General features: G+C 69.6%; 16 protein-coding genes. 6 read left to right on the top strand and 10 right to left on the bottom strand.

Going from position 1 to position 18,896, the window contains the following annotated elements:
* The first annotated feature begins 119 nt into the window (after positions 1-119).
* The 5 genes from PV396_RS22415 to PV396_RS22395 all read left to right on the top strand — a co-directional run bounded on the left by PV396_RS22415 (position 120) and on the right by PV396_RS22395 (position 5,520).
* On the top strand, positions 120-878 hold the full coding sequence (locus tag PV396_RS22415) for a hypothetical protein (RefSeq protein WP_319207169.1): 759 nt from the start codon (positions 120-122) through the stop codon (positions 876-878).
* A 158-nt stretch (positions 879-1,036) separates the two neighbouring features.
* Complete coding sequence (locus PV396_RS22410; RefSeq protein ID WP_319207167.1) at positions 1,037-4,099, top strand: nitrate- and nitrite sensing domain-containing protein; 3,063 nt, start codon at positions 1,037-1,039, stop codon at positions 4,097-4,099.
* Positions 4,096-4,524 carry a roadblock/LC7 domain-containing protein gene (locus tag PV396_RS22405; RefSeq protein ID WP_319207165.1) on the top strand — a complete coding sequence of 143 codons (429 nt, stop codon included), beginning with the start codon at positions 4,096-4,098 and terminating at the stop codon, positions 4,522-4,524. The genes PV396_RS22410 and PV396_RS22405 overlap by 4 nt, the downstream gene beginning before the upstream one ends.
* Positions 4,521-4,910, top strand: a complete 390-nt coding sequence (locus tag PV396_RS22400; protein WP_319207164.1) for a DUF742 domain-containing protein — start codon at positions 4,521-4,523, stop codon at positions 4,908-4,910. Before PV396_RS22405 ends, PV396_RS22400 begins: the two co-directional genes overlap by 4 nt.
* Positions 4,891-5,520 carry a GTP-binding protein gene (locus PV396_RS22395; protein WP_319207161.1) on the top strand — a complete coding sequence of 210 codons (630 nt, stop codon included), beginning with the start codon at positions 4,891-4,893 and terminating at the stop codon, positions 5,518-5,520. The genes PV396_RS22400 and PV396_RS22395 overlap by 20 nt, the downstream gene beginning before the upstream one ends.
* Before the next feature lie 83 nt (positions 5,521-5,603).
* On the opposite strand, the gene PV396_RS22390 is transcribed toward PV396_RS22395, so the two are convergent.
* From PV396_RS22390 to PV396_RS22370, 5 genes are all read right to left on the bottom strand, one after another.
* Positions 5,604-7,055, bottom strand: a complete 1,452-nt coding sequence (locus PV396_RS22390; RefSeq protein ID WP_319207158.1) for a S28 family serine protease — start codon at positions 7,053-7,055, stop codon at positions 5,604-5,606.
* A gap of 129 nt (positions 7,056-7,184) precedes the next feature.
* Entirely contained in the window at positions 7,185-7,589 is a 405-nt protein-coding gene (locus PV396_RS22385) for a hypothetical protein (protein ID WP_319207156.1), read from the bottom strand.
* A gap of 95 nt (positions 7,590-7,684) precedes the next feature.
* Positions 7,685-11,434: an ABC transporter ATP-binding protein gene (locus tag PV396_RS22380; RefSeq protein ID WP_319207155.1), complete on the bottom strand. Its 3,750-nt coding sequence runs from the start codon at positions 11,432-11,434 to the stop codon at positions 7,685-7,687.
* 263 nt (positions 11,435-11,697) lie between these two features.
* Positions 11,698-12,750, bottom strand: a complete 1,053-nt coding sequence (locus PV396_RS22375; protein ID WP_416071454.1) for a cellulose binding domain-containing protein — start codon at positions 12,748-12,750, stop codon at positions 11,698-11,700.
* A gap of 187 nt (positions 12,751-12,937) precedes the next feature.
* Positions 12,938-13,798, bottom strand: a complete 861-nt coding sequence (locus tag PV396_RS22370) for a serine hydrolase (protein WP_319207154.1) — start codon at positions 13,796-13,798, stop codon at positions 12,938-12,940.
* Positions 13,799-14,097: 299 nt separating this feature from the next.
* Here PV396_RS22370 and PV396_RS22365 point away from each other — a divergent pair, with 299 nt between their 5' ends.
* A complete protein-coding gene (locus PV396_RS22365) occupies positions 14,098-14,910 on the top strand; it encodes an endonuclease I family protein (RefSeq protein WP_319207152.1) in 813 nt (270 codons plus the stop codon).
* Between the two features lie 136 nt (positions 14,911-15,046).
* On the opposite strand, the gene PV396_RS22360 is transcribed toward PV396_RS22365, so the two are convergent.
* From PV396_RS22360 to PV396_RS22340, 5 genes are all read right to left on the bottom strand, one after another.
* Positions 15,047-15,691 (bottom strand): hypothetical protein, encoded by a 645-nt coding sequence (locus tag PV396_RS22360; protein ID WP_319207150.1) that lies wholly within the window; start codon positions 15,689-15,691, stop codon positions 15,047-15,049.
* A gap of 523 nt (positions 15,692-16,214) precedes the next feature.
* Positions 16,215-16,391, bottom strand: coding sequence for a hypothetical protein (locus PV396_RS22355; protein WP_319207147.1), 177 nt, complete (start codon positions 16,389-16,391; stop codon positions 16,215-16,217).
* Positions 16,392-16,438: 47 nt separating this feature from the next.
* Positions 16,439-17,908, bottom strand: coding sequence for an ATP-binding protein (locus PV396_RS22350; RefSeq protein WP_319207145.1), 1,470 nt, complete (start codon positions 17,906-17,908; stop codon positions 16,439-16,441).
* Between the two features lie 68 nt (positions 17,909-17,976).
* The gene (locus PV396_RS22345) at positions 17,977-18,399 is read right to left on the bottom strand and encodes a PIN domain nuclease (RefSeq protein ID WP_319207143.1); all 423 of its coding nucleotides are present in this window, start codon (positions 18,397-18,399) and stop codon (positions 17,977-17,979) included.
* Positions 18,396-18,605, bottom strand: coding sequence for a type II toxin-antitoxin system VapB family antitoxin (locus PV396_RS22340; protein WP_319207141.1), 210 nt, complete (start codon positions 18,603-18,605; stop codon positions 18,396-18,398). Before PV396_RS22340 ends, PV396_RS22345 begins: the two co-directional genes overlap by 4 nt.
* Positions 18,606-18,896: the final 291 nt, after the last annotated feature.

The following is an 18,896-nucleotide window of genomic DNA, read 5'->3' as shown; positions in this document are numbered from 1 at the left end:
CGCACTACCCCCGATAGGCGCAAATCCGCTGGACTTCCGGCGTGGCCCTGGCGGAGCGGGCCACGCTGAGCGGGGGTACTCAGGGGGATGCGATGCGTGTAGTGCGTTCTGTGGGGTCCGTGGGGTCGACGAGGCTCGCGGGAGGGGCGGGTGGGCGGGCTTTCGTCCGCGCGCTGTTGATGGTGTTCGCGGTGTTCGTGGTGGCCGGATGTCAGCTGTCACCGAACGGTTCGTCGGACGGTTCGACGGGCCGATCGGCGGGCAGAGGGAGCGGTTCCGTCGGCGAGTCGGCCGGCGGTTCGGTGGGCGCCTCGTCGGGCTCGGACGGGGCCTCGGGGGCCGCCGACGGTACGACGGTCGACCAGCGGCCCGCGCGGCCCCGGCCCACCGGCTACGGCACCGTGTTCCTCGCCATCGACGAGTGCAGCTCCTTCGGCACGACCCGTTTCACCGAGGTGCTCTGCACCAGCGAGCGGGCGGCGGCCCGGGTCGTGGCCCGGTACGACGGCCGGGTGAGCGAGGGTCCGTCGTGCCCGGCGACCACCGACTTCGTGCTGCACATCAGCGAACAGCGCCCCGCCGCCGACGAGGACGGCGACGGGGCCGTCCCGCAGGGGTACGCCTGTATGCGCAACCTCCAGACCCCCCACCCCGGCGACCCGGGCGGCGGCGGGGGCCCGCGCACGATCGTCGGCGACTGTGTGTACAGCGCGGGGCGCGGGGAGGTGCGGGAGACGGCGTGCGACGGGAAGGGCGAGAAGAAGCCGGAGTACCGGGTGACCGAGGCAGTCGGCAAACGCTTCAACTGCCCGCCTTCTACTGCCCTTTACGTGCAGTTGGGCGGGGATCTGCCGGTCGGCTGCGCGAAACCGGTATGAAGGATTCCATTTGGTCGGCCGCATCGGCCGAAAAACGAGTCGCGCCAATTCACGGAACAACCGTTGTGATGATTTCGTGAATCGGTAGGCTCCCCCTGTCATGGCGCGGACCGCTTCTTTTCGGACAGTCCGTCAGCACTCACAGGCCGGGAACCTCTGTGGCACTGAACGCACGCACGGCGCAGCAGCCGCAGGACCGGGCTCCGAAGCGCCAGTTGTCGGTCCGGACCATGCTCCTCGTCCTGGCTCTGGTGCCCTGTCTGGCCCTGGTGGCGCTGGGCACGATGGACTCGGTCCACCTCTACGGCGACTACGGGACCGTCCATGACCGCAACGAGGAGGGGAAACGCTTCGGCACACCGCTCGTCACCGTCTACTTCAACCTCCAGGAGGAGCGGCGGCTCAGCGCGGCGGTGCTCGCGGACCCCAAGGCCGACCGGGGCGAGCTGAGGCGGCAGCGTGAGCTCACCGACAGGTCCGTACGGAGCCTCGACGCGCTCGGCGCCGCTCCGAGCGCTCTCGAAGAGGCCGACCAGAAGGTCACCCGCGAGCTGAAGAAGCTCCAGGGCTACCGGGACTCCGTGGACCGGCGGTCGACGTACCAGCAGCAGACGTTCGACGCGTACACCGGCGTGATCGCGTCGACCATGGAGCTGCTCGAGGACTTCAGCGACGTCGGCTTCGGCGAGACGGCCGTCCTCACCCGGCCGGCGCTCGACGCGCAGTGGGGCCAGGAGATGATCTCGCGTGAGGACGCGATCATCACGGCGGGAGTGGCGAGCGGCAGGCTCACCGGTGAGCAGCGGTTCCTGGTCGCCGAGATGATCGGCAGCCAGGAGCACATCTACAGCGACAAGGTCGTTCCGCAGCTGCCCGACACCCGGGCCGAGGCCTACCGGACCGTGCTGACCGGCGACGACTGGAAGCGGAAGACCGCGGTCGAGCAGAGCCTCCTGAACACCGGGGACGCCGGGGGCACGGGGGGCACCGGGCACACCGACGCGGCCGGCCCGACCGCCGTCTCCGCCGGGCTCGGGAAGCAGTGGCGGCAGAGCATCGCGGGGATCACCCCGCAGTTGGTGGAGGCGGGCAACACCTACTCCGGGGACCTTCGCGCCGCCACCGAGGAAGAACTCGACGGTCTGATGACCAACATGATCGTCAACAGCACGGTGAGCACGGCGTCCGTGGTGCTGGTGCTGGTCCTCTCCCTGCGGCTGACCGGAACGCTGCGCCGCCGCATCTTCGGCCTGCGCGACGATGCCCTCGAGTTCCAGGAGCTGCTGCCGGACATCGTGGAGCGGCTGCGCAAGGGCGAGAAGGTCGACGCCGACGCCGAACTGCCCGAGATCGGCCAGGGCGACGACGAACTCGGGCAGCTCGGGCAGGCCCTCAACCAGGCCCGCACCTCGGCCCTGGACACCGCCGCCCGGGAGGTCGAGCTCTACCGGGGCTTCGAGCGGCTGCTGCAACGCATCGCGCGGCGCACCCAGTTGCTCATCGGCATGCAGCTGAAACGTCTCGGCGAGATGCAGCGGCGGCACGAGGACCCGGATGTCCTGGAGGGCCTGTTCGACCTCGACCACCTGGCGGCCCGGCTGCGCCGCTACGAGGAGAACCTGGTGATCCTCGGCAACGGCACCCCGCAGCGGCGCTGGCGCAGGCCCGTTCTGCTGCTGGACATCCTGCGGTCGGCACAGGGCGAGGTGCAGGACTACCGGCGCATCAGGATCGACACCGACGGCGAGACGTGGCTGTCGGAGCGGGCGGTCGGACCGATGGTCCATCTTCTCGCGGAGCTGATGGAGAACGCGGTGTCCTTCTCCCGGCCCCCGACCCCGGTCGAGGTGACCGCCTCCCAGGTGGGGCGCGGGGTCGCGATCGAGATCGAGGACCGCGGCATGGGCATGGACCCCGAGCAGTACGCCGAGGCCAACGCGCTGATGGCGGCGCCGCCCCGCATGGACGTGATGTCCCGCGCGGACGACGCCCGCCTCGGCCTGTACGTCGTGGCAAGACTCGCCGCCAACCTGAACCTCCAGGTGGAACTACGCCCGTCATCGTTCGGCGGCACCCGGGTAGTGGTCCTGGTCCCGGCAGACCTGATCTCCGCGGGCCGCCCGGGCCGGGCCGGGGCGGTGGCGGGGGGCCAGGGCACGGCGGGGCGCCAGCTGGTGTCGGGCGGCCCGGTGCCGTCCCACGGGCGCCGAGGCTCGGGCGGCCCGGTGCCGTCGAGCGGGTCGGGGTCGGGCAGGCGACGAGCCCCAGGGGTGTCGATCACGGGCGGGCATGCGGTGTCGGACGGGGCGGTGGCGGGCGGGCCCGTGCCGTCGAGCGGGTCGGTGCCGGGCGGGCGGCGAATCCCGGGCGCGTCGATTACGCGCGGGCATACGGTGTCGGACGGGGCGGTGGCGGGCGGGGCGGGCTCTGGCGGGCCGGACTCCGGAGCCCAGCCGGTTTCGGGCGGGCAGCCGGTACCTGGCCGACCAGTCGCCGGCGAGCCGACGCCGGGTGCGTCGCGATCGCGGCGGGAGCCGAGGTCGGGTCGGGCGGAGTCGCCGCTCCCGGAGGTCTCGTCGGGCGCCGTTTCCGAACGTCGTGCCCTGCGTGGTGCGACCGCCCGGCCCGGATCCCGACCGTACGCCGAGCCCGGTAAACCCACCGGGAGCCCCGGGAACCCTGGAAACACCGGGAGCACCATCGGGAGCGCCAGGAACCCCGCAACCACTGGGAACCCCAGGAACCCTGCAACAGCCGGAGACTCCAGAACCCCCTCGAACGCCGCGAACCCCAGGAACACCAGCGAGCCGGAGGCCTACTCGCGGCCGCTCATCGGGCCCTGGATCGCGCCGGCGCCGCCGGTGACGTCACCGGCGACCTCGCCGGGACGGCCGCAGAGTCGCACGCAGGCGCCGGGCTCCGCTCAGGTGGCCGCGACGAACCCCAACCCCCTTCCCCGGCGGGTCCGGCAGGCCAGCCTCGTCAACGAACTCCGGGAGGTTCCTTCAGCCGCACCCGCTCCCCCCGCCGCCCCCTCGCACGCCGGCGCGCAGCCCCCGCTGCCCCGTCGGTCGGGGGCCCGGTCCGGGGCCACCGTCGGGGCGTTTCAGCGTCAGTCCAAGGCCGCCCGGCTCAGGTCCGACGGTGACCGCCAGTCCACCCAACAGCCCACTCACCCCTCACCGGGAGCCGACCGGCCCCGGAAGGAAGACGGACGATGACTCTGCGAACCACTGCCACCAACTCCGACCTCGACTGGCTGCTCGACCGCCTGGTCGACCAGGTTCCGGGCACCCGGAACGCCATCGTGCTGTCCGACGACGGTCTGGTGGTGAGCCAGTCCAGCAGCATCGCCCGCGTCGACGCGGAGCGCCTGGCCGCCATCGCCACCGGCCAGCAGAGCCTGGCCCGCGGTGTCGGCGAGGTCTTCGGCGGCGGAGCCGTCCACCAGGTCATCATCGAGCTCGAGGACCTCTGGCTGTTCGTCAGCGCCGCCGGCCGCGGCACCCACCTGGCCGTCGTCGCGGACCAGGAGGTCGACGCCGAGGTGATGGCCGTCGCGATGGACACCCTCGTACAGCAGGTGGGACAGCGGCTGGGGACCGAGGTGCGGGTCCAGCGGCTGGAGGGCGGGGGGCGTGAGTGAGCCACTGGGCGGACGTGTCGCCGGACGACGACGACGCCGAGGAAGGCCTCGTCCGGCCGTACACGATCACCCACGGGCGTACGGCCTCGGCGCGTGACGATCTCACCCTCATCACGGTGATCGCCACTGTCGCGCCCGACGAACGCCCCGTCGACCGTGGGCTGCAGCCCGAGCACCGGCAAATCCTCCGCCAGTGCCGTGCGCCGGTGGCGCTCGCCGAGGTCGCGGCAGGGCTGAACCTGCCCGTGGCGGTGACAAAGATCCTCGTCGGCGATCTCATCGCGCTCGACCGGGTGACAGCCCGGCCGCCACTCAAGGTCGCGGCCGGCCAGGAAGCCGACATGTCTCTTCTTCAGGCGGTGAAGGATGCCCTACTCAGACTCTGACTCCGACGAACAGGCCGGGTCACAGCTGTCCGCGGCCGGGACGTCCACCGCGCCCGCCGCGGTGAAGATCCTGATCGCGGGCGGCTTCGGCGTCGGCAAGACCACCATGGTCGGCTCGGTGAGCGAGATCCCGCCCCTGCACACCGAGGAGGAGCTGACCGTCACGGGTCTCGACGTGGACGACCTCGGCGGGGTCGAGCGGAAGACGACGACCACGGTGGCGCTGGACTTCGGCCGTATCACGGTGAGCACCCAGCTCGTCCTCTACCTGTTCGGGACACCCGGCCAGGAACGCTTCTGGTTCATGTGGAACGACCTCGTGCACGGGGCGCTCGGCGCGGTCGTCCTCGCGGACACCCGGCGGCTGGAGAGCAGTTTCGCGTCGATCGACTTCTTCGAGAGCCGCGGCGTCCCGTTCGTGGTGGGCGTCAACTGCTTCCACGGGGTACGGGACCGCACGGTCGAGGAGGTGCGGGACGCGCTCGACCTCGACCCGAACGTCCCGGTCCTCATGGGCGATCTCAGGGAGCGGCGGGACAGCCGGGACCTGCTGCTGGCCCTGCTCGACCGGCTGATGGCCGGCCGCCCGCCGGCCGCGATCGGCGGCTGACACGGACGACTACAAAAAGCGGCCCGGTGGCGGATGCCACCGGGCCGCTTTTCTCAGTCAACTACTCATACATCCCAAGGCAGTTACGGGCGCAGCGTGGGCTCGCGCTCGAGGTTGCGCTTGTCGAGCCGCGCGTCGTACGTCGCCAGCGGCCTGGCCACCGACGGGTTCGACTTGACGGCGGCCGAGGCGACGCCCGCCCACTCCAGGATGCGGGCCGTGGCGAGCGCCTTCTGCTCGGGGACCAGACCAGCGACGTTCGCGCCGTGGTTCAGGCCGGGGGCGGTGAAGACGTACGAGTCCTTCGCGCCCTTGCCGGGACGGAACCGCTCGGCGCCCCACGGGTCGTTCTGCCCGTACACGAACATCATGCGCCGGGCGTGGTGCTGGACCCAGCTGTCGACGTCCCGCATCGCCCACGGCTGGAACTTCATGGAGATGTCGCGGGGGACGAAGTTGCGCGGCGGCTGGTAGCCGTAGCGGATGTACTTCTTCTCGATGTGCGGGAACTTGATGGTGGGCGCGCCGAGTTGGGTGCCCGCCTGGTAGTAGTACGGCGTGTACGGCTCCAGGCCCTGGTCGGTGTAGTTGACGAACCCGGAGATCGTGTCGATCGAGGTCCAGATGTCGTCGTCGGTCGCGTTCTTCGCGTCGGCCGGGATCGACCCGCAGTCGGCGAGCAGGCTGTACTGCCAGAAGCCCCAGACGTAGTCGAGGACGACGGCCTCGTACGCGCGGTCCAGGCTGCCGATGGTGGTGAACGTGTAGCCCTCGGCGGCGGCGACCTCCGCGTACTTCTTCTCGAGCGGCTCCCGGCGCACGAGCGCCTCGCGCTGTACGGCGTTCAGCCGGTCGCGGCACTCCTTGGTGCCGACGTTCGCGAAGAACCGGTCGTACGCCGAGTCCTCCTTGTTCACCACGTCGTTGGGGGCGACGTACGCGACGACGCCGTCCATGTCACGCGGGTAGAAGCGCTCGTAGTACGTGGCGGTCATGCCGCCCTTCGAACCGCCCGTGGAGAGCCACTTGTTGGCGTAGATCTTCTTGAGCGCCGTGAACACGCGGTGCTGGTCGCTGGCCGCCTGCCAGATGTCCAGCTTGGACCAGTTGGCGGGGTTCGGCCGGGACGGGGTGAAGAAGCGGTACTCCAGGGAGACCTGGTTGCCGTCGACGATCCGGGTCGGCTCACTGCGACCGGGGTTCGTGCTGACGAAGTACCCGCTGGTGAAGAAGACCGTCGGGCGGGCGACGTCCTTGTGCAGGACGGTGATGCGCTGCTGGAACGTGCCCTTGGACGGGTGCCGGTGGTCGATCGGCTGGGTGTAGTTGAGGACGAAGTACCGGTAGCCGGTGTACGGCTTCTCCTGGATCAGGCTCATGCCCGGGATCGCGAGGAGCTGGTCCTTGATGTCCGCACTGCTGGTCGTTCGCGTGGTGCCGGTGGCTTCCGGCTGAGCGGCGGTCGCCGCTCCGGCCGTGCTCAACGTGCCTATGAGCACGGCGAGCGCGAGCAGCCATCTGAGCGCCTTGCGCATGCACCCTCCCCTGTGAGACATCTGTGCGCCGGAAGCTATCGGAGCAACTACCGGCGCACCAGGGGAGATAGGGAAATCCCTCGGGCAGGGGTCAGGAAATAGGGTCGGGAACAGGGCCGGGGAGCAGGCTCAACACCGGATCCAGCCAGAACTGACCGATCCTCGCCCCACGGCGCCCTTGATCCACACCTGCCGCCGTCCCGTGTGCACGGTCACCGGGCCGGCCCGTTTCGAGAAGCGCCCCTCGTCGACGACCGGACGGCTGCCGCGCGCCCGAACGCTCACCGACATCCACTGGCGGGCCCCGGGCCGCTTGGGCACGGTCACCGCGCAGACGTAGCCGCTGCGCCGGTAGATGTGCACCACGCCGGTGGAGAAGGTCAGCGTCCGGGCCTTGCGACCGGAGCACGCGGAGAGCTGGGAGGCGGTGGAGGCCGCCTCGGCCGTGGCCGGGCTCGCGAGGGAGAGCATCCCGGACGCGGTCAGCACGGCCAGACCGAGCGCCAGCCGCCGCCGTATCGAACCACCGCTCACCGTGTCCCCCCTCCGGCCACCGCCCATGACCCTAACCGTTTATCCGTACTGATGTACGGACGCACGGCAGCTGCCGAACGGTTGCGCCGGCCGGATCAGCGGGCCGAGGTGACCGGTTCCTCCGGTTCCGGCGCACCTACGAAAGTGCGCCACAACTCGGCGTACTTGCCGTCCAGTTGGAGCAGTTCGTCATGGGTGCCGTCCTCCGCGACCCGGCCGTGGTCCATCAGGACGACCCGGTCGGCGCGGGCCGCCGTGGTGAGCCGGTGGGCGACCACGAGGGTGGTACGGCGGCCTGCGAGACGGTCCGTCGCCTGGTTGACCTGAGCCTCGGTGGCCAGGTCGAGCGCGGCGGTCGCCTCGTCGAGGAGCAGGATGTCCGGGTCGACCAGTTCGGCGCGGGCCAGCGCGATCAGCTGGCGCTGGCCCGCCGAAAGGTTGCGTCCGCGCTCGGCGACCTCGTGCAGGTAGCCGCCCTCGAGCGTGGCGATCATGTCGTGCGCCCCGACCGCCCGGGCCGCCGCCTCCACCTGGGCGTCGGTGGCGTCCGGCCGCCCGTACGCGATGGCGTCCCGCACGGTCCCCTGGAACAGGTACGCCTCCTGCGGCACGACCCCGAGGCGATGCCGGTACGAGGTGATGTCGAGGGCCCGCAGATCAGTGCCGTCGACGGTGACCCGCCCGCCCGTCGGGTCGTAGAAACGGGCGACCAGCTTCACGAGCGTCGACTTGCCGGCGCCCGTCTCCCCGACGAAGGCGACGGTCTGCCCGGCCGGAATCGTCAACCGCACGCCGCTCAGGGCCTCTTCGGCGTCGTCGCCGGACCCGTACGCGAAGTCCACACCGTCGAAGGTGATGTCCCCGCGCAGGGAGAGCACCTCCATGGGCTCCTCGGCGGCCTGTGTCGAGGTCCGCTCCTGGAGGAGCTCCTGGATCCTGCCGAGCGACACCGTCGCCTGCTGGTACCCGTCGAACACCTGCGAGAGCTGCTGCACGGGAGCGAAGAACAGGTCGATGTAGAGGAGGTAGGCGACCAGCGCACCGGTCGTCAGCGTCCCGTCGTCGATCCGCCCGGCCCCCACGATCAGCACCGCTGCCGCCGCGACCGACGCCAGCAACTGCACGAACGGGAAGTACACGGAGATCAGCCACTGCCCGCGCACCCGCGCCTGGCGGTAGCTGTCACTGCCCGCCGCGAACCGCTCGCCGCCCGTCCGCTCACCCCGGAACGCCTGCACGATCCGCAGCCCGGACACCGACTCCTGGAGATCGGCATTGACCGCGGACACCCGTTCACGGGCGAGTTCGTACGCCTTCACGCTCGCCCGGCGGAAGTAGACCGTACCGACGACCAGCACCGGGATGGTGACGAACACGACGAGCGCGAGCTGTACGTCGATCACCAGCAGGGCGCCCATGATGCCGAAGAAGGTGACGACGGAGACGAACGCGGTGACCAGCCCGGTCTGCAGGAACGTGGACAGGGCGTCGACGTCCGTGGTCATCCGGGTCATGATCCGCCCGGTCAACTCCCGTTCGTAGTAGTCGAGTCCGAGGCGTTGCAGCTGGGCGAAGATCTTCAACCGGAGGGCGTACAGCACGCGTTCGCCGGTCCGGCCGGTCATCCGCATCTCGCCGATCTGCGCCGCCCACTGGACGGCGACGGACACCAGGGCGAGCCCGGCGGCCACCCACACGGCACCCAGGGCGAGTTGAGAGACGCCCGAGTCGATGCCGTGCCGGATCAGGACCGGCAGGAGCAGCCCCATCCCGGCGTCCACGGCGACAAGCCCGAGGCTCACCAGCAACGGCCTCCCGAAGCCGCGCAGCAGCCGCCTCAGCCCGTACGACTCCTCGGGCGTGACCGCGCGTGCCTCGTCGATGCCCGGGGTGTCGGCGGCCGGGGGCAACGCCTCGACCTGGGCGAGGAGTTCGGGCGTGGCCGGCATCCCGTCGAACGCGGTGTCCTTGCGCTCGCGGTCGCCGGTCCACAGCCTCGGCGTCACTCCGCGCTCGGCGTCGAACTCGGCGTCCAGCTCCTCCCGTACGGAGGTGTCCTCGGGCGGCAGCGTGGGCAGGGCGCGGCCGGGCGAGACGCCGCCCAGCTCGTCCGGGTCGGTGAGCAGCCGCCGGTAGAGGGCGCTGCAGGCCTGGAGTTCGTCGTGGGTGCCGATGTCGGCGAGACGTCCGCCGTCCAGGACGGCGATGCGGTCGGCGAGGCCGAGGGTGGAGCGGCGGTGGGCGATGAGGAGGGTCGTGCGGCCCTCCATGACGTGCTTCAGCGCCTCGTGGATCTCGTGCTCGACGCGCGCGTCCACGGCGGAGGTGGCGTCGTCGAGGACGAGGAGCCGGGGGTCGGTGAGGATGGCGCGGGCGAGTGCGACGCGCTGGCGCTGGCCTCCGGAGAGGGTGAGGCCGTGCTCACCGACCTTGGTGTCGTAGCCGTGCGGCAACTCGGCGATGAAACGGTCCGCCTGGGCGGCGCGCGCGGCGGTCAGGATCTGCTCGTCGGTGGCGTCCGGACGGCCGTACGCGATGTTGGCGCGGACGGTGTCGGAGAAGAGGAACGAGTCCTCGGGGACCAGCCCGATCGCGGCCCGGAGCGAGTCGAGAGTCAGCTCGCGGACGTCGTGCCCGCCGATGAGGACCGCGCCGCGCGTCACGTCGTAGAAGCGCGGCAGGAGGAGGGAGACGGTCGACTTGCCGGAGCCGGAGGAGCCGACGACCGCGAGGGTCTCGCCGGGCCGGATCTCGAAGCTGAGGCCGTCGAGGACGGGGTGCTCGGGGTCGTACCCGAACGACACGTCGTCGAACTCGACGGTGGCGGGCGCGTCGGCGGGCAGGTCCTTGTGCCCGTCCGACATGGACGGCCGGGTGTCGATGAGCTCCAGCACACGCTCGGTACCGGCCCGCGCCTGCTGCCCGACGGTCAGCACCATGGCGAGCATGCGCACGGGCCCGACGAGCTGGGCGAGATAGGTGGAGAACGCGACGAACGTACCGAGCGTGATGTGCCCGTCCACGGCCAGCCAGCCGCCCACGGCGAGCATGGCGACCTGCCCGAGCACCGGCACGGCCTGGAGCGCCGGCGTGTAGACCGAGTTGAACCGGATGGTCCGCAGCCGCCCCGCGAAGAGCCGCCGACCGACCTCCCGGAGCTTCCCCGTCTCCTGCTCCTCCTGCCCGAACCCCTTCACCACGCGTACGCCGGTCACGGCGCCGTCCACGACACCGGCGACGGCGGCGGCCTGGGCCTGCGCGTACCAGGTGGCCGGGTGGAGCTTGGTACGGCTGCGCTTGGCGACGATCCAGAGGGCGGGCGCGACGGCGAGGGCGACCAGCGTCAGCGGGATCGACAGCCAGGCCATGATCGCGAGGGAGATCAGGAAGAGCAGCACGTTCCCGAGGGTCATCGGGAGCATGTAGAAGAGGCTCTGGATCAGCTGGAGGTCGCTGGTGGCCCGCCCGACGATCTGCCCGGTCGACAGCTCGTCCTGGCGGCGCCCGTCGAGCCGGGTGATCGTCTCGAACATCTCCGTCCGCAGGTCGTGCTGGACGTCGAGGGCGAGCCGGCCGCCGTAGTAGCGGCGGATGTAGGTGAGGACGTACACGAGCACGGCGGCGACGACGAGCGCGCCCGCCCAGACGGCCATGGAGCGGGTCTTGTCGCCGATGACGTCGTCGATGACCACCTTGGTGATCAGGGGGACCAGCGCCATGAGGGCCATACCGCCGAGGGAGGCACCCAGGGAGAGCACGACGTCCTTCGGATACCGCCAGGCGTAGCCGATCAGCCGCCGCGCCCATCCCGGCCCCGGTACCTGCCCCGGTACCTGGTCCTTCACGGGCTCCGGTACCGGTTCCTTTACAGGTACCGGTACCGGCTCCTGTTCCGGTTCGTGTCCCGGCTTCCGCCCCCGCTGCTCTGCCACTCCGGCGCCTTCCGTAGATCCGCGATTCCGCACTCCGCCGGTAAGCACCAACGCGGGCGGAAGCGGATTTCATCCCTCCGCAATGATCCGCGCGGGTGCTCGGACGGCAGAGATCAGGTGCGGTCACGTGCGGTCACGTGCGGATCCTCAGGCGTCGGGGCGGAAACAGGGCCTGGTCAGGACGCCGAACACGTGACCGTCGCCGAAGGCGTGCCCGCCGTCGCCGGCGTACTCGCGAGGAAGCCGAAGCTGGTGCTCGCCCCCGCCGCCACCGTGCCGTTCCACCCGGCGTTGCGCACCGTCGACCCGGTCAGCGCGCCGTTCCAGACCTGGGTGACCTGGCTGCCCGTCGGGAGGGTGAGCGTCACCGCCCAGGAGGAGATCGGTGCCGTGGACGAGGTGTTGGTGACCGTCACCTCACCCTGGTAGCCGCCCTGCCACACGGACGCCGCCCGGAAGGCCGCCGAGCAGCCGCCGCTCCCCGGGTCCCCGGGATCCCCCGGGTCGCCCGGGGTGAGCAGGGCCGACAGCGCCGGGTACCAGCGGGCCGCGATCTTGGCGTCGCCGGAGGCGTTGGGGTGGACGCCGTCGTTGGTGTCGGTGGCCGAGTCGAAGCCCGTCCACTGGTCGACGACGGTGACCGGGGACTGCGCGGTGGTGATGCCCTGCGCCCATGCCGGAATGCGCTGGTTGAAGGCGACCGTACGAGCGGCGCACTCGGCGCAGCTGCTCGGGTTGATCGGGATGAGCTGGGCGACCAGCACCTTCATCGCCGGGTTGCTGGCCCGCATCTGGCCGACCAGCTTGGTGAACGCGGCGAGGATGGTGTCCGGCGCGATGCTGCTCCAGACGTCGTTGGTGCCGAAGTGCATGACGACGATGTCCGGCCGGGTCGACGCCAGCCAGCCCGGCAGCAGGTTCTGGTCGGCGGTGGCGGTGGCCTGGAAGCCGCCGTGGCCCTCGTTGTCGGCGTCGTGCGTGAGGGCGCAGTGCTGGGCGTTCAGTGTGCCGACGAAGTCGATGTCGGTGTAGCCGGCGTTCTGCAGCTGACTCCAGAGGAGGGAGCGCCAACAGCCCGGGGAACCGGTGATGGAGTCGCCGAGCGGCATGATCCGTACCGGGGTCGCGGCGGCGGCGGAGGGGGCACCGGCCAGCCCGAGACCGGTGACGAGGGCGAGCAGGGCGGCCAGGAGAGTGGCAAGGAGGGGGGAGCGGTGTCTGCTGCGCACGGGGGGTCCTTCCCGGAGTGGGGGCGGGAGCGGGGGTGCGGGTGCGGGTGCAGTTGCGGTCGGTGGGCGGGTGGGCGCATGGGAGCGCTCCCATGCGCCGGCACCATTCATCAAGCCACCGTTGTCACTAACACGTCAATAACCCGGACGACCCCGGACCGAGTTCGGCCCAGGGTTCAGCCCCCGATCAGCTCGCCATGAGGTCGCGATGGACGACCTTGGCAACCCCTTCGATCGTCGTGATGCCGTAGTTCCAGGTGCTGTTGCCGTGCGTGAGCACCGTGATCATGTAGTCGTGGCCCCGACCCTTGAACGTGCCGATGCTGTGCACCCGCCAGCCGTACGAGGCGCGTTGCAGCCAGCCGTTCTTGACGTGCACGGAGACACCCGAGGGAACGCCCTTAGGCGTACCCCAGCGCTGGGAGGCGACGACCTCGCTCATCAACTTCTGCACGTACGCACGGGAGTTGTCCGTCAGGACGCGGTTGGTGAGGGTGAGGATCTGGAGGAGCTTGGTCTCGTCGCGGGCGGTGATCTGGGTGAGCCCCCAGTAGCCGTTCGCGCCGGGCTTGGTCTGCGTCATGCCGGCGGCGGTGAGGAAGCCCCTGATCTTCGTCAGGCCCAGCTGGTTCCACAGCGTCGTGGTCGCGGCGTTGTCCGACTTGGTGATCATGGCCGTGGAGAGGCTCTTCTCCCGGGCGGTCAGGGCGCGTTGGTGCTTCTGCGCGTCCCAGAGCAGGGTCGAGAGGACGGTGACCTTGACGACACTGGCGGAGTCGAAGGCGGTCTGCGCACGGTACGCGCAGGTCGTCTTGGTGGTGCGGTCGTAGACGCCGATGCTGATGGAGCCCCGGCGCCCCGCGATGGCGGAGGTGATGTCCCGCTTCAGCTTGGTGGCGAGGGCGGGCTTGGCCGACGTACAACTGACGGCCGCCGGGGCCGCGTTGACGGGTGCGGCGGTGCACAGCAGCGCCAGCACGGTCGTGACGCAGACGGCGGCGGCGCCGAGTATGCGGGCACGCGCGGATCTCGATGTGCGGTGAGTCATGGAGGTTCCCCATCCCCGTGAAAGACGGCAGCGCGCCCCCCGGCACGCTGGTCTTCGTCTGACCCACATGCCCATACGAATGGTTGTACGCACAGTCGCACTTTCAAGCGAACTCCGCGAGCGAACTCCCTTGATCCGCCCGCCTCCTTCACTCTACGCGCGTCAAATCGAGCCGAAATCAACCGACTTGCCGGATCAAGTCATCCAACGGACACACGCAGTTCATTGCCTGAAACGCATGTCCATGTCACGCTCCCGAATGTCTCGCTCATTCGACACGCGTAGAACGGACACCCCCGATGCCCGCGACGCAGATACGCACCCGCCGTTGGAAGACCGTGGCACTCGCCACGTCGACCGTTCTGGCGGCCCTCGCCATCCCCACGATGACCGCCACCCCGGCCGGCGCGACGACGACCGCGTACGACTCGACGTACTACAAGAACGCGATCGGCAAGACCGGCACGAGCCTCAAGTCGTCCCTGCACACGATCATCAGCGCCAACGTCACGAAGATCTCGTACTCCGCGGTCTGGAACGCGCTCAAGGCCACCGACCAGGACCCGAACAACAGCAACAACGTGATCCTGCTGTACAGCGGCGTCTCCCGCGCCAAGTCCCTCAACGGCGGCGACGTCGGCGACTGGAACCGCGAGCACACCTGGGCCAAGTCCCACGGCGACTTCGGCGAGGCGATCGGCCCCGGCACGGACCTGCACCACCTGCGCCCGGCCGACGTCCAGGTCAACAGCATTCGCGGCAACCTGGACTTCGACAACGGCGGCAGCGCCGTCACCAACGGCGGCGGCAGCACCGTCGACTCCGACTCCTTCGCGCCGCGCGCGGCGGACCGGGGCGACGTGGCCCGCATGATCCTCTACATGGCCGTGCGCTACGACGGCGGCGACGGCTTCGCCGACCTGGAGCCCAACGAGAAGGTCGGCAACGGCTCCAACCCGTTCATGGGCAAGCTCTCCGTACTCAAGGCCTGGAACGAGGCGGACCCGCCCAGCGCCTTCGAGGAGAAGCGCAACCAGGTCATCTACGACACCTACCAGCACAACCGCAACCCGTTCATCGACCACCCGGAGTGGGTCGAGGCGATCTGGTAGTCAGAGGGATCTGGTAGTCAAACGGGAACAACAGGGCGGGCGTGCCCGGGAATCCGGACACGCCCGCTACCGCCGTACCCTCCCTGCCGACCACACGGTGGTGAACCGGCCGGAGCGCGGGGGACCTACCCGACCGCTAGACCTTCTGCAGCCGCAGCTGCATCTGGCATCCGCCGGAGCGGTTGTCGGTGTCGATGCCGATGGTCACCGGGCTGCCGGCGAACGCCGTGTGATTCTGGTCCGAGGGCAGGGAGTTCAGGCACTGGCTGCCGTCGCCGTCCGCGAAGTACCGCACCTCGAGGATGACGTCGGAGCGGCCCGCGACGGTGAAGGTGAGATTGCAGAAGCCCGGCCTGCCGTCGGTGTCGACCCGGACCTGGGACCCGAAGGTCTTGAACCGCTGGATCGGCATCTGGAACGTGCCCGGGTTTCCGCACTGTCCCGCGTCGCCACCAGCACTGGCCCGGAAGCCGTAGCTGATGGTCGCACCCGAGAGGGTGTTGTCCGGATCGAAGATGCCGAAGGACAGCTGACAGCCGCCCGAGCGGTTGTCGGTGTCGAATCGGATCGCCCGGGTGAAGTCGGGAGTGCGGCCCCACTGCTGCCCCGACAGCCCGCCGCACTGCCCGGCGTCGCCGTCCGGGTTGAACCGGATGCCGATCTCCGCCGGGGCAGCGGTGGCGGCGCTCTCCGCTGCCTGCGCCGTCGTACCGGACAGACCGGCGATGAGCGCGCCGGCTGCAAGGACACCGGAGAGCGCTCTCAGGCGTGAGTTCCTCATACTGTTTCCCCTCCCAGGGCATCGTGGGCACACGTCGGCCACCGGAGTGGCGTGAGTGAACGCGATGGCCGCGTGAACCTCGGCGGCGCCCGGTCGGTGGCGCCGCGTTTCCTGCGTTGCGTTGCGGTCCAGCACGCGACAAGAGCCCCCTGTTGTCGCGCGGACTCAGTATGAGCGACCTAAGGCCAAGGCCACACTGTTGGTAACGGGCCAATCTGCGGAGCGTGAGCACCGAACGGGCTAAACCGGTCGCCCGGTATGACTGTCGCGCGACGTATCGGCAGCTCAGGGGCCATGGGCGAGGCACAGCCAACTTCCGTACGGCAGAGCCATATTCATCCGGCACAGTCCGCCACTGCCCAAAGAGGAGAAGAGGAAAGGCTTGCATTGATCTTGACGACCCGACCCGGCGAACCCATGGTCCAGACAGCCGGATTCTTGCTCAACTCCCGCTGCACGTAGGTGACTTCACGGAATGCTCGCGCGAGCCGACCGGCTCGAACACCCCCGTCCCTCCCGCTAGTCAGAAGCCGAAGGAGTTGTGCGGTTCGGGATCGCTCCGGAACATCCGAGTCAGTCGCCCGATCCGGTCGCTGTCGATGGTGAACTTCAGCTCGCCGGATATGTCGTACGAGCGTTGAGTCAGGGCGTGAGGGACGCCGAGAAGACGCGCCCACAGGTTGTCCGACTGACGGGTCACGCGCATCACCCGTGGTGCCCGGACGAGTTGCTGAGGCGGGTCGACGGTCATTCGCCGTGGTAGAGGCGGGGCAGGTCGATCAGCTGGATCGTGGGGTCACTCTTGGCGAGCTGGTGCAGCTCATCGGTGAAACCGGCACCGCTGTAACAGTGCAGCCGAGTTGCCTCGGTGGCGGTACCTCGCGAAGTGAGCAGGGTGCGGATGTGCCTCAGGCGGTGCAGGTGGCCGGCACCCATCACCTCGCTCCACTTCGCTTCGCCGATGGCAAGCAGCGTTTCGCGGCCGTTACCGTTTTCGCCGTGAACAGCGACGTCGACTTCGTGACTGGTCTTGGCAGAGGGATCGTTGACAGTACCGCCGACGACCCGTGTCACCTGCCCCCCGTGAGTGTCGGGCCCCGCGTGCCAGCGGGCCCATTCCCGGCAGACTTGTTCGAAGTGCGGGCCGACGACCTTGCTACGGAACGTGGACTGGGCGCGCTGCCATACGGCGGGTGCCCGCCCAGGGCGTTCCAGGTCGCCCCAGGCCGGGCGCATGACCGCGTGGTAGAAGGTGACCAGCGGTTCGGCGATGCGGTAGGCGGAGCGGTTACGGCGGAACGCGTCCGTTTCGTGGGTGATCATGCCGACGTCCTGGAGCACGCTCAACGGGTGGGCGAGGTCGGTGGACTTACGGCCGAGGTAGTCGGCGATGCCACCCCGGGCGGCGTTCCCGGCGGCGATGGCGGCAAGCACGGAGTGGTACAGCGCGGCGTCGTGAAGGTCGGGCTCTTCGGCGAGCAGGTACCGGGCTTCGCGGAAGAGCGGACGGGCCGGGTTGAGGACGGCGCGGGTGACCCAGGCGTCGAAGTCATCGGCACCGGCGGGGGTGTCGCCCTGGGTGAACTCACGACGGTAGGCAGGCGTGCCGCCGACGATGGCGTTGGTCAGCAGCGCGGTACGCGGGTCGGTGAGCTGCCAGAACTCGGCGGCGAGGCGGAAGTCCAGCGTGGGGACGACGAGTTCGAGGCCTGCGCGGCCACGCAGGGGCGCGTTTCCGGAGAGCAACCTGCCCATGAACGACAGGGCGGAACCGCACAGCAGGAGACGTACGGGGGTGTTCGTGTGCTGGGCGGCGGGGTCGAGGGCGCGCTGGATGATCGACGGCAGGGAAGGGGATGCCTTGGCGAGGAAAGGAAACTCGTCGATGACTGCCACCGTGGGGCCACCCACGTCGGCGATACGCATGAGCTCGGTGATCGCCTCGTCCCAGTGTGCGAAACGGAACGGGGTGGGCTGCCCTCGATACCGGGCGAGTGCCTCGCCGAACTGACGCAGGGCATCGGCCTCGGTGGTCTCGGTCGCGGTGAACATGAAGCCGCCACTGGCCCGGGTGACCGCGTCGAGGAGGAACGTCTTGCCCTGACGACGACGGCCCGAGACGACGCCAAGAGTGACCTTCGGACCGGGGAGAACCGCGAACCGGGTCAGCTCGGCCCACTCGAACGTCCTATCGAACATCTCGGCAGGCTTGTCCATGGCGCACCTCGCTTGTATAGGTGCACTTATTATATCTGGGCCTATCGCAACCCACAGTTCAGCTCCGGTCACAGTGTGCCGCCTCGCGCCACCCACCGCGTCGGCTGACCGGTCACCTTCGCCACCGTCTCGAAGTCGGCGTCGTAGTGCAGGACGGCGAGCCCGGACAGCTCGGCCGTCGCGGCCAGCAGCAGGTCCACGGCACCCGCACTGCAGTGCTCACCGGACTCTGTCAGCCTGCGCTGTACGGCCCGGGCCCGCTGGTACACACCGTCGGGCATCGGTATCCAGTTGAAGAGTTCGGCGAAGAGCTCCTCGTTCTCCAGCCGATCCATCAGGGACCGGGCGGAAAAGTGCATCTCCAGCTCGGTGAGCTCACACATGCCCACCACGCCCTCGGCCAGGGCATCGCTCCACTGCTCCCGCAGACCCTTGTTCGTCAGAAGACGCGCGGCGGCGGAGGTGTCGATGAGGTATGTCGCCAGACTCATCGACGGTAGTTCTCCTTGTCCAGCAGCATGTCGAAGTCGCCCCGCTCACCCTTGGCGGCCAGCTCGTCCAGCGCCTTCAGCCGCCGACGGCGCTTCGCGACCTCCAGCAACGCCGCGTTGACCGTGTCCTTCTTGGTCTTGGTGCCCAGTATCTCGGCGGCCTCACTGAGGGCATCGTCGTCGACCTCCACGTACAGTTTTGACATGGCATATCCTCCCTATGCATTTTCCATATACAGGATGGACCTGGGCCGAGCCCCCGCTCCTCAGCCTCCCCGAACGCGTCCGTAGCCCGACCTGTTGTCGGTGTCGACCCGGACCTGGGACCCGAAAGTCCTGACCCGCTGGATCGGCATCTGATACGCGCCCGGGGTTTCCGCACTGGTCCGCGTCGCCACCGGAGCTGGCCCGGAATCCGTATGGACGCGCCCGAGATGACACATGACAAACGGCCGCCCTACGACACTGAGGAATGCCTCAGCCACCCGGCGCGTCAG

Origin of the sequence: Streptomyces sp. ME02-8801-2C, from assembly GCF_033793965.1 — a bacterium.
Classification (GTDB): domain Bacteria; phylum Actinomycetota; class Actinomycetes; order Streptomycetales; family Streptomycetaceae; genus Streptomyces.
This window is presented reverse-complemented; position numbering and strand designations above follow the sequence as displayed.